Source organism: Streptomyces musisoli (genome assembly GCF_016741855.1).
GTDB classification, from domain to species: domain Bacteria; phylum Actinomycetota; class Actinomycetes; order Streptomycetales; family Streptomycetaceae; genus Streptomyces; species Streptomyces musisoli.
Map to the genome: position 1 here is coordinate 1 of NZ_JAERRH010000053.1, position 10,309 is coordinate 10,309.

At 71.5% G+C, this 10,309-nt stretch carries 8 protein-coding genes and 1 riboswitch; of the genes, 1 reads left to right on the top strand and 7 read right to left on the bottom strand.

From position 1 onward, the window contains the following. Window positions 1-225: 225 nt before the first annotated feature. The 7 genes from JK361_RS40115 to JK361_RS40145 form a co-directional block, all read right to left on the bottom strand. Window positions 226-1,128, bottom strand: a complete 903-nt coding sequence (locus tag JK361_RS40115; protein WP_307787451.1) for an FG-GAP repeat domain-containing protein — start codon at window positions 1,126-1,128, stop codon at window positions 226-228. A 264-nt stretch (window positions 1,129-1,392) separates the two neighbouring features. Next, a complete protein-coding gene (locus JK361_RS40120) occupies window positions 1,393-2,793 on the bottom strand; it encodes a purine-cytosine permease family protein (protein ID WP_201828103.1) in 1,401 nt (466 codons plus the stop codon). Beyond that, a riboswitch (TPP riboswitch) is annotated at window positions 2,783-2,878 on the bottom strand. (Overlaps the previous gene by 11 nt.) A 292-nt stretch (window positions 2,879-3,170) precedes the next feature. Continuing rightward, a complete protein-coding gene (locus JK361_RS40125; RefSeq protein WP_201828105.1) occupies window positions 3,171-3,629 on the bottom strand; it encodes a hypothetical protein in 459 nt (152 codons plus the stop codon). A 262-nt stretch (window positions 3,630-3,891) separates the two neighbouring features. Beyond that, complete coding sequence (locus JK361_RS40130) at window positions 3,892-4,416, bottom strand: HPP family protein (RefSeq protein ID WP_201828107.1); 525 nt, start codon at window positions 4,414-4,416, stop codon at window positions 3,892-3,894. A 317-nt stretch (window positions 4,417-4,733) separates the two neighbouring features. Next, window positions 4,734-5,786 carry a hypothetical protein gene (locus JK361_RS40135; RefSeq protein WP_236054655.1) on the bottom strand — a complete coding sequence of 351 codons (1,053 nt, stop codon included), beginning with the start codon at window positions 5,784-5,786 and terminating at the stop codon, window positions 4,734-4,736. Window positions 5,787-6,009: 223 nt separating this feature from the next. Continuing rightward, window positions 6,010-6,696, bottom strand: a complete 687-nt coding sequence (locus JK361_RS40140; RefSeq protein WP_201828108.1) for a nitroreductase family protein — start codon at window positions 6,694-6,696, stop codon at window positions 6,010-6,012. A gap of 148 nt (window positions 6,697-6,844) precedes the next feature. Next, window positions 6,845-9,310, bottom strand: coding sequence for a glycosyl hydrolase family 18 protein (locus JK361_RS40145; protein ID WP_236054653.1), 2,466 nt, complete (start codon window positions 9,308-9,310; stop codon window positions 6,845-6,847). Between the two features lie 304 nt (window positions 9,311-9,614). On the opposite strand from JK361_RS40145, the gene JK361_RS40150 reads away from it, so the two are divergent. Next, window positions 9,615-10,043 carry a VOC family protein gene (locus JK361_RS40150; protein ID WP_201828110.1) on the top strand — a complete coding sequence of 143 codons (429 nt, stop codon included), beginning with the start codon at window positions 9,615-9,617 and terminating at the stop codon, window positions 10,041-10,043. The last annotated feature ends 266 nt before the right edge of the window (window positions 10,044-10,309 follow it).

The window sequence follows — 10,309 nt, forward strand, 5'->3', positions numbered from 1 at the left end:
GCTGCGGGCAATCCACGGCCAGCTGACCGGAAGGCGTGATGACCCGCACCCCACGACCGGCGGTCGAAGCGATACTCGCCGTTCTTCCCGAACCCGCTCCCCACGCGCGCGACGCGGTCGTCTTCCATCCCGAGCGGGCGGAGCCGGACTGCCGGACCGGTTGCATCGGCGGATGACTGCTGTGGCCGGGTGACGAACCGTGGCCCGAGTGCTCCTGCGGGGGAGTCAGAACAGGTCGCGGTACTGGTTGAAGCCGCTGCCGATCTCGACGCGGGGCTTGAAGGGCGCGGCCGCCCTGCCCGTCCCCCTGTGCAGCCACAGGGTGCCCCGGGGGTCGCGGGCGAGCAGGTCGCTGTGGCCGTCGCCGTCGACGTCACCCGTGGCCACCAGCTTGTTGAACCGGTTCCAGCCGGCACCCACCTCGACGCGGGACGCGAACGGTTTGTGCGGATCGCCCGTGCCCTTGTACAGCCACAGGACACCGCGCTTGTCCCGGGCGACGATGTCCGACCTGCGGTCGCCGGTCAGGTCACCCTTGCCGGTGACCTGGGTGAACCGGTCGAAGCCGGTGCCGACCTCGACGCGCGGTGCCAGCGTGCCGTCCGCCCTGGTCTGGAAGCGCCAGAGGACACCCTGCCTGTCGCGGGCCAACAGGTCGGGGTGCTTGGCGTGGCCCAGGGTGCCCGGGGAGAAGGCGACGTTGTACCGCCCCCAGCCCGTGGCGACCTTCTTGAGGCGGCCGCCGCGCCAGAGGTTCAGCGTGCCGTCGTCCATGACCTGGTACGCGCCGTCCTGCCAGCCGGTCAGGTCGGGGTCGATCGACACCTCGTACCTGAGGTGCGGCCAGACGGCGACGCCCGACCGGTCGTCGAAGCCGCCCTTCCCGTCGGGCATGTAGACGTACATCTGGCCCGACGGCAGGATCCCGGTGAGGTAGAAGAACGGCGCGGCGGGGGTGGGCCGGTGCCGACCGGCCGCGGCGGCACTCCGGGTGACGTCCTTGGCCGGACCGGCCGCCGCAGGCGCGTCGGCCAGAGCGGTGCCGGCGGTGACGCCGACCAGGGCGACGGCGATCGCCGAGGTGGCGAGAGGCGACAGGGCGCGTGCACGCCGGGAAGACTGGGTCACGTATGACTCCATGAGGTATGCGGAATCAGGCGGCGCGCGCAGCCGGGTGTGGGGCGCGCCCGCATCATTGTCCGGATCTTTGCACGTCTGTCCCGGTCGTTTTCGAACGGGGGTGCGGAATGCGAAATTCCGACCTGGATGGCACCAGAACGACCACAACCGCCGGCACGGAGCGACTCAAGTCCTGTGGCCACAAGGCCGCCTGGACCGGCGGCCTCCACCAGGGGCCGGGGCACGGGAGTGGTCCGGGAGGAACGAGCGCGGTCAGGCCGGGCGCCGGACACGCAACGGTGCGTAGACCAGCAGGGCCGCGAGGAACGCCACGGGGTAGGCGAGGTCGGCGTCGTGCAGGGCACGGGCGACCGGGCCCACGTACAGGCTGGTGCTCATGAACGGCACCGCAACGGCGAAACCGACGACGAACGCCGCGAGAGCCGGCCACCACGGCTGCGGCTTCGCCTCCTCCGCCGCCAGGTCGACCGGCCGGCCGCCGCGCGCCCGCCCTCGGGCCACCCAGTCGACGATCACGATCGCGACGAACGCGGGGATCCAGTAGCCGACGAACAGCAGCACGTTCTGGAAGCGGGCGGTGGTGTCGGCGGCGTGCATCCACAGCACGAGCGGGAAACCGAGCACCGCGGCGAGCGCGGCGGCGACCGGCCGCGGCAGCCGCATACCGACCGTCTGAAGCGCCAGCGACCCGCTGTAGTCGTTCATGGCGTTGCTGCACAGCGCCGCGAGAGCGATCGCGAGGAGCCCGCACGCGCCGAGCGCGCCGCCGCCGAGCAGCCGGTCCACCCCGCGGGCGGTCTGGTCGGTGAACTGCGCGGCACCCCACAGACCGAGCGCCTGCACCGCGACGAAGGACACGCCGACACCGAGCAGGGTGCACCAGAACATCCGCGGACGGGACGCCGTCCGCGGCAGGTAGCGGCTGAAGTCGCTGGCGTACGGCGCCCACGACAGGGCGAGACTCAAAGCGATGGTGCAGGTCAGCACGAACGCGCCCGCCCGGTCGGCGCCCTGTACGGTCGCGGCCGTCGCGGGCTGGGTGCCGTGCGCGAGCTTCACCGCCAACGCGACGAGCGCGGCGGCGAGCGCGAAGGTCATCACCGTCTGCAGGCGGTGGATCGCCTCGTACCCGATCACGCCCAGCGCACCCTGGGCCGCCAGCATCACCAGGACACCCAACCAGAACGGCCAGCCGAACAATTGGGCCAGCGCGTCCCCGCCGAACAGCCCGATCAGCGCGTCCCAGGCGATGGACGACAGCCACTGCAGGACACCCGGCAGAGCGACCGCCCGTCCGAAGGCCAGCCTCGCCAGCGGCAGCTGGGCCGCCCCGGTCTGGCTGCCCCAGGTCCCCAGGTAGGCCGTGGGCACCGCGCCGAGCAGGGTGCCGAGCACCACGGCGAGCAGCGCGGTGGCGAAGTCCAGTCCCAAAGCCGCCCCGACGGTGCCGGTGAACACGCCGGTCATCGTCAGGTTGGGGGCGAACCACACCGTGAACAGCCGCCGGGGGCTGCCGTAGCGAGCGTCCTCGGGCACCGGCGTGATGCCGCGCGCCTCCACCCGCAGATCCCCGGGGGCCGTCGGCATCCGGCCGTCGAAGACGCGCCGCGCCTCGGCGACGGCCGTCTCTTCATGGGCATACGGCAACGACATACGACATCCCTCCGCCAGTCCTAACTGGTTCAGGTTCAACGGGTGTGATCTCAGCCCCCGTGCGGGGGCACCCCGTGTCCAGGTACGCCGGCCAGAATAGCCCGGACCGCCGGCCGGTTCCGGCCGGGGACGCCCCGGCCCGCACCGGGCTGAACCACCTGCGCCCTGCGGTCCCGAGCACCGGCTGCCGGTGCATCGGAGCCATCCCGCCGTCCGGGCGTCGGCCGGTGGTCGACGCGGCCGCGCCCCGCGGGGCCGCGGAAGGCGCGCGGGCAGCCGAGAGGGCCCGGGCCGCGCCGGCCTCGGGCCCCTCGTCGGCCTCCCTCGGCCTCCCTCGACGCGGCGGACGACGCGGGCACAGCCTCGGCGGCCGGCTCTCACTTCCTCTGCGTCACGCGCGCGGGCTCGATCCGCTCCGCGCCCTTCGTACGTGACCGCACCGGGGCGGCGTCGGCCATCGGCCTGGTGCCCAGCCAGGTGAGGAACACAAGGACGAACAGTCCCTCGGCGATCAGGGACAGCGGGCCGTACGGCGGCTCCCAGTCGGGTTCGTAGTAGCCGTAGGGCAGACCGACGGTGCGCGACAGCAGGAATCCGGTGATCATTCCGAGGCTGACGGCGGTTCCCGTCAGCCATGCGGCCGCGAGACGTTTCCCGCTCACCAGGGCGGCCGCCACGACGAGCATGACAGCACTGCCCACGGCGAACAGCATCCCGATGTAGAACTTCTCCTCAAGGTGATCAGGGACGAGGAGAGCGTGCACGACGACGTTGCCGACGGCGCAGCACACTCCCAGTCCTCTCAGGGTGATGTCGGTGGCGGAGATCGAGTTCATGGCGGTTCCAGGTCATGTTCCGGAGCAGGCCGGCCGGGAACCGGCGGCCGCGGGCCACAGCACGGCTTCGGCCCCCGCGGGCGAGGCACCACCGCCCGCGGACCGCGCCGTCCGGTGGCCCGCAGGCGCCGGACCGCGCGGCGGGCCGCCCGCGGAGGGGTCGCCTCCGGTGCAGTAGGTACGGATCCGCGGCGCGCGGGGATTGCCCCGGGACGGCGGGACGGGATGCGCGACTGCGCCGGCGGTGATGCGCGCTCGCCTGTCACCACCAGTAGGCGGGATAGCGAGGCGCGTGCCTGGGCAGCCCGGCGACGATCCCGGCACTGACCAGGAGCAGGGTCGCGGTGAGCAGAAGGGCGAGGAAGCGCAGCGGGCCGGGGGACTGGAGGACGACGATGACGGCGGTGGCCGCCGCCGGGGAGTGAGGCGTCCTGGTGATCATCATGGTGCCCAGGGCGAGGCCGCCCGCCAGCGCGGCGGCCCACGTCGAGCTCCCGCAGGCGGCCAGCACCAGATAGCCGCCGCTCGCGGACAGCAGGTGGCCGCCGATCACGCTGCGCGGTTGCGCGAGGGGCAGCTGTGGGGTGCTGTGCACGAGGGCGGCGCTGGCCGCGAGGGGCGGGATGAGCAGCGGTTCGTCCAGGACAGCGCCGGCCGCGGCCAGGAGCAGCAGCACCGAGACGGCGGAGGTCGTGGCGTGAAGGGTGTGACGGTGTCCGGCAGGGGCCGGAGCGCGGCCGGCGAGCAGGCGCCGGGCAGCCGGGCGTGGTGCGGTGTCGGAACGCATGTGTCTCTCGGGACCTGGGCCTGGGGCCCTGAACGGGGGCAGGTGTGGAACGGTCCCGTGCTGGCGTGCAACGCGCCCCGTGGTCGACGTGGGCTGACCTTGCGCCGATCTTCCGATGGGGGCGGCGCAGTCCTGATCCATATCTAACCAGGGGGCGGCGCCGGTAGTGCGGGCGCCCCCCGGACATCGACCACCCGGTCCCGCCCACCGCGCCCTCCGCCGGACGCGGCCCCGGGCGCACGGTGTGTGCCCGGGGGCCGGTCTTCTGGCCACCGCGGATACGGGCCGGAGCCGCCCGATGGATCAGCCTCGCATGATCAGAACTCGTCCTGCGGGAAGTCCTGGCCGTCGAGGCCGTCGAGGCCGTCGAGGCCGTCGGGGCCGTCGAGGTTGCCGAGGCCGCTCTCGTCGAACTCCGCATCGTTCATCTCCGCGCCGCCGAAGAATCCCTGCGCGAGTTCGTCCAGGTCCAGCTCCGTGGCGCCGGCCGGGGCGGTGGGCTTGGTGCCGTCGCTCATCCGCAGCGTCAGGCCCAGCTTCTTGACCCCGGCGTCGTCGGCCAGCTTGGCGAGGTCCACCTTCACCTCGGACAGCTCACCGTTCCTGAGCGTGAAGTCCGCCGTCACCTTGGCGTCGGGCGCGTCCTTCAGGTCGTTGTCGGACGGCAGCTCCACGCCCGGCGGCAGGTCCTTCGCCAGCGGGCGGATCTCGCCCAACAGCTCGGTGACCAGCGTGCGGAAGGGAGCCGTGGCGGTGATGTGCTCGGTGCCGTCCCCGCCGCCGGCCGTCTTGAAGCGCACCTCGTGGGCGATCACCTTGCGGAGGGCGTTCACGAGCTTCTTCTGCGACTTGGCGTCGAGGGACGGGGCCGGCGCGGGATCCTCCCCGCCGCCTCGGCCCCCGGCGGCCTTCTCCATCTCCTTGGTGCTGAACTTCACCCACTTGCCCTCGAGGACATCCTTGAGCGCCCCGGCCTGCGGGGGCAGGTCCTCGGCGGCCGGCATGGGGCTGCCCGTCACCTTGCCGACGGCGTCGCGGTCGGAACGGAAGTAGGTGTAATCGCCGATCACCCGGTACTCGGCGAGGTCGCCGTCCGGGCCGCTGATCTTCACCGCCGTACCGACGAGGTCCTTCTCGCCGGACTCGTCGATCGGCTTCTTCGACTGCACGGTGACCTTGATCTTCGCCCCGCTGAGCAGCTCGGCGGCCTCGTCCGGCATCTCCTCGCCGGGCTCGGGCCCGGACTCGGCGTCCAGCGCCTTCAAGGACGTGGCGTCGGTGTCCAGGTCGATCTCGAAGGAGACCGTGTGCTTCGCGCCGAGCTTCTCGAAGGCCCGGTCGAGCTTCTTGCCGGCGGAGAGCTGCTCCATCGTCCCGCAGGCGGTGGAGCCCGCGAGGACGACACCGGTGACGGCGACAGTGGTCAGGGTCTTGTGTATGGCGCTGATGATGGTCTCCTCGTGGATCCGATCACGACGTGATCGCTCAGGAGACTCACCACCTGCCCCCAAGGTTGCACGCCGTCTCGCGAAACCGGAACGGCGGGAACCCGGCGTCAGGGCCGGCTCCGCTCCGCTGGTCCACCGAGCCGGCTCACAGGCGGCCCGGGATCTCCGCTGTCGCCTCCGCCGGCGACTTGCGTGCCAGGTCCGGGACCTCGCAGTCGGCCGCGGCGTAGCCGACGGGAAAGAGGATGTAGGGCCGTTCGTTGCCGGGCCGTTCGCAGATCGCGGTGAGGAAGCCCATCGGGTTGGGCGTGTGCGTCAGGGTGCTCAGCCCCATCGCGTGCAGGGCGGCGATGAAGAAGCCGCACGCGATGCCCACGCTCTCGTTCACGTAGTAGTTCTTGCGCAGCGAACCGTCCGGCAGCGCGGTGCTCTTCTCGGCGAAACAGACGACGATCCACGGCACGACGTCGAGGAAGCTTTTGTCCGCGCTCGTCTCGAGGCGGGCGAGCGCGGCGCGCCACTCGGGCGGGATCCGGCCGCCCTCGTAATTGACCTTCTCCTCCTCCTCGGCGGCGACCCGGATGCGGTGCCTGGTCTCGGCGTCGCCGATCACGGCGAACTTCCACGGCTGGAAATGGGCCCCGGAGGGGGCGGTGTTCGCCGCGGCGATGGCGAGGTCGATGCACGCGCGCGGGACCGGCTCGTCGCTGAAGAACCGCACGCTGCGCCGACGGTCGAGGAACGACACGAAGTCCTTCCCCCGCCGGAGCATTTCGGCCTCGTCGTAGCGGTCGGGCCGGTAAGGGACGAACGGATGGGTGTGCTGCCTCACGACTGCTCCTCGTGAACGGGGCCCACAGTCTCCTACCGGGTCCAGCCCCTGGTCGACGGGGCGGCCGGTCTGTCGGTGAAACCCGGACGCCCGGCGCGGCCGACCGTCCCCCCGGGGGCCGTACCGTGGCGTCGGGTGGGTGGTGCGGCTACTTCAGTCCGTCGTTCAGCGCGGTCATCAGCTGACCGTTCGGTGTGTCGCCGGACATCTCCCAGACGAAGCCGCCCAGCAGCCCCTTGGACTTGATCCAGGCCGTCTTCTTCCCGATCGACCAGGCGTCGTCGAACGTCCACCACTGGCCGCCCGGACCGGTGTAGCCGAAGGTCGAGACGGACTGCTCGTCGTGGCGGACGGTCATGGCCGGGAAGCTGGTGATCAGGTTGTGGTAGCCGCGCACTCCGGCCTCGGTGTCGAACTGGCCGGGCGCCGCACCGCCGGCGTCCTGCCACTCGCCGGCGGCCCCGCCGTCGGTCACGCCCTGCCAGCCGCGCCCGTAGAACGGGAAGCCCACCGTCAGCTTGCGGGGGTTGACCCCGGCGTCGAGATAGACCTCGATCGCGTCCTCGATGCTGAAGTGGAAGGGGTACGGGTCCTGCGCGTCGGCGTACAGGTTGGAGCCGTGGCCGGTGCGCTTGGGCTCCCAGGAATTGTCGCTGCCGGCGCCGTGGAAGTCGTACCCCTGCACGTCGGCGTAGTCGAGCGAGTCGAAGATGCGGTTCAGGTCCCAGCCGGCGGAGATCTTCGCCGGGTCGGCCGGGGTGAACGCGGTCAGCAGCCGGTGCCCACCGCCGAGCGCGTCGAGCTGCTTGCGGAACTCGGCGAGCAGCGCGGTGAGGTTGGCCTTGTCCTGGGTGCCGTAGTGGTTGCCCGGGTGTCCTTCCGAGCCGGGCCACTCCCAGTCGATGTCGATGCCGTCGAAGATCCCGGCGGCCGTGCCCGGGCCGCCCGCGCCGTTGTAGACGGGCAGATCACCCTTGATCCACACGTCGATGCAGGACTTGACGAACTTCTGCCGGGAGGCCTGCGTGGCCGCGGCGTCCGAGAAGAACTTCGAGTACGTCCAGCCGCCGAGGGACACCACGACCTTCAGCTTCGGGTACTTGGCCTTGAGTTTCCTCAACTGGTTGAGGTTGCCGCGGAGTTTGCCCCAGCCGTCGTCGGCGACCCCGTCCACCGACTGCCCGGCCGACATGGGACGCGCGTAATCGGCGTCCGCGTCGCCCGCGCCGGTGCCCTCGTCGGGGTCCTGAGGGTTGGCGGAGACGCCCTTGGTCACCCCAGCCTGGCAGGTGAGGCTGGCCGGATCCAGGTTCTCGAAGGCGTAGTTGACCACGTCGAGCCTGGCCGCGGCGCCCGAGGTGTCCAGGTTCTTCACGAAGTACTGGCGGCCGTAGATGCCCCACTGCGCGAAGTAGCCCACCTTGAGCTGATTGCCCTGTCCGGCCACGTCGTCGGTGGTGGCGGACACCGTGTTCGACGCCGGTGAGGAGTTGTCGGCGGTGTCGCGGGCCTTGACGGTGAAGGTGTAGGCGGTGGCGGGGGAGAGCCCGTCGACGGTGGCCGTCGTGGTGTCCGCGCCGACGCTCTTGGCCAGGGTGGCGCCGCGGTACACGTCGTAGGCGGCCACGCCCACGTTGTCGGTGGACCTGTCCCAGGCGAGGCCGACGCTGGAGGCGGTCTTGCCGGTGGCGCGCAGATTGCCGGGCGCCGTCGGCGGTGCCGGGTCGGTCGCCGGGTCGACGGTCTTGACGGTCAACGGGGCGCTCACCGGTCCCACGTTCCCGCGTGTGTCCTTGGCGCGCACGGTGAACGTGTAACTCGTCGCCGGTGTCAGGCCGGTGACCGTGGCCGAGGTGCCGGTCGCGGTGGCCGCGGTGCCCGAGCCGCCGAGCACCTCGTAGGAGGCCACGGTGTGGTCGCCGCCCTGCGCGGCGGCCCAGCTCAGCGCGACCGAGTGCGCCGTGACCGCGGTCGCCTTCGGGGTGCCGGGAGCGGTCGGCGGGACGTCGGGGGTGCCGTCGCACTTGTCGCCGTTGACGGTGCAGCCCGTCGGGGTGCCGATCGGCCCGCCCGCGATGAACCAGTAGCTGTACGGCTCGGTGCTGCCGCCGGCCGGGACGTTGGCGTTGTAGAAGGCGTTCTTCACGGTCACGTGCCGCCCGGAGACGGTCGCGTCGCCGTTGTAGTGGCCGGTCAGGGAGACTCCGGCCGGCAGGTCGAACTCCAGGCTCCAGCCGCTGACGGCGGCCGGGCCGCTGTTGCGGACGACGTAAGTGCCCTTCCACCAGGAGCCGTTGTCCTGGGTGGTGAAGGTCGCCGTCAGCGTGCCGGCCGCGTGGGCGGGCGCGGCCAGCGCGGTGAGCAGTGCGAGGGGCAGGAGCAGCGCGGTGCCCAGGGCGGCGATCCGCCGCCGGAACCGGGCCTCGCGACGCCGGGCCTCGGGACGCGGCGCGTCGTGACGCCGGGCGTTGTGACGCGGCGCGTCGTGACGCCGGGCCTCGTGACGCCGGGTGCCGGGTCCGGTGCCCGGGCTGCCGGAGAGCGCTCCGAGCGGGCTTCTGAGAGAGGGCGTGAAGGATGGTCTGCGCCGGTGGAACATGGCTCTCCCTGTCATCGTGGGGTAGTACAGGGGTGAGGTGAACCGTGCGTGCGCGTTGCCGGACTGCGGGCTCTTGACTTGGAAGGTCTGGACCAGAACGTAGAAGGTCTGGACCAATGCGTCAATGGGGTTCGGCGAGCCGGCTCGGGCGCGGACTTCGGTGCGGCTCGTACGGGCGGACGGTGCGCTCGCTGAACTCCGCGAGCACGGAAGCGGCCGGCCGGCGTTCCCGAGCCCCAACCGGCTCGGGACGAGACGGGGTTGCGGGCGGATCCGCCCGGGGAGACGGGCGGCAGAGTCCCCCTGTTATGGTGCGCCGATGTCAGCGATCAGGAAGTTCCAGGTCACCTTCGACTGCGCGGAACCCGAGCGCCTCGCCCGCTTCTGGTGCGAGGTGCTGGGATACGTCGTACCGCCGCCACCGCAGGGGTTCGCCACGTGGGAGGAGTTCAAGCTCTCGCAGCCGCCCGGGGAGCGGGATTCCTGGTTCGCCTGCGTCGATCCCTCGGGTGTGGGCCCGCGACTGTACTTCCAGCGCGTCCCCGAAGGGAAGGCCGCCAAGAACCGGCTGCATCTCGATGTGCGGGTCGGCACCGGACTCGTGGGCGAGGAGCGCCTCGCCGCGCTCGAGGCCGAATGCGCACGCCTGATCCCGCTCGGCGCGATACATGTGCGAACGCTGTACGACGGCAACGACTCGTGCATCCCGATGCTGGACATCGAGGGCAACGAGTTCTGCATCGACTGAGCATTCGGCGAGCCGTGGAGGCGGGAGCCGCCCCGCCCGGGAAGGGTGCGGACCGGCCCGGCAGAGGGGGAGAGCAATGGGGCTGACCGGATGTCTTGAGCGCAAGCCCCGTCCTTTAGGGCGGGGTTAGCTCATCCTCGTGCCGGAGCCGCGAAGCGGCGGAGTTCGCTGTGTTGTCAGTGGCCCGCGCTAGCGTGATCACATCAGTTGGGGGGTGTTTCTATGCTGTCGGGTCGCAGGTACCGGCTTGAGCTGACGGCCGTGCG

Excerpts from the sequence above, each read along its gene's own strand:
- JK361_RS40120 (WP_201828103.1), bottom strand. The coding sequence starts at position 2,793 with ATGTCGTTGCCGTATGCCCATGAAGAGACGGCCGTCGCCGAGGCGCGG.
- JK361_RS40125 (WP_201828105.1), bottom strand. The coding sequence starts at position 3,629 with ATGAACTCGATCTCCGCCACCGACATCACCCTGAGAGGACTGGGAGTG.
- JK361_RS40130 (WP_201828107.1), bottom strand. The coding sequence starts at position 4,416 with ATGCGTTCCGACACCGCACCACGCCCGGCTGCCCGGCGCCTGCTCGCC.
- JK361_RS40135 (WP_236054655.1), bottom strand. The coding sequence starts at position 5,786 with ATGGAGCAGCTCTCCGCCGGCAAGAAGCTCGACCGGGCCTTCGAGAAG.
- JK361_RS40145 (WP_236054653.1), bottom strand. The coding sequence starts at position 9,310 with ATGACAGGGAGAGCCATGTTCCACCGGCGCAGACCATCCTTCACGCCC.
- JK361_RS40150 (WP_201828110.1), top strand. The coding sequence starts at position 9,615 with ATGTCAGCGATCAGGAAGTTCCAGGTCACCTTCGACTGCGCGGAACCC.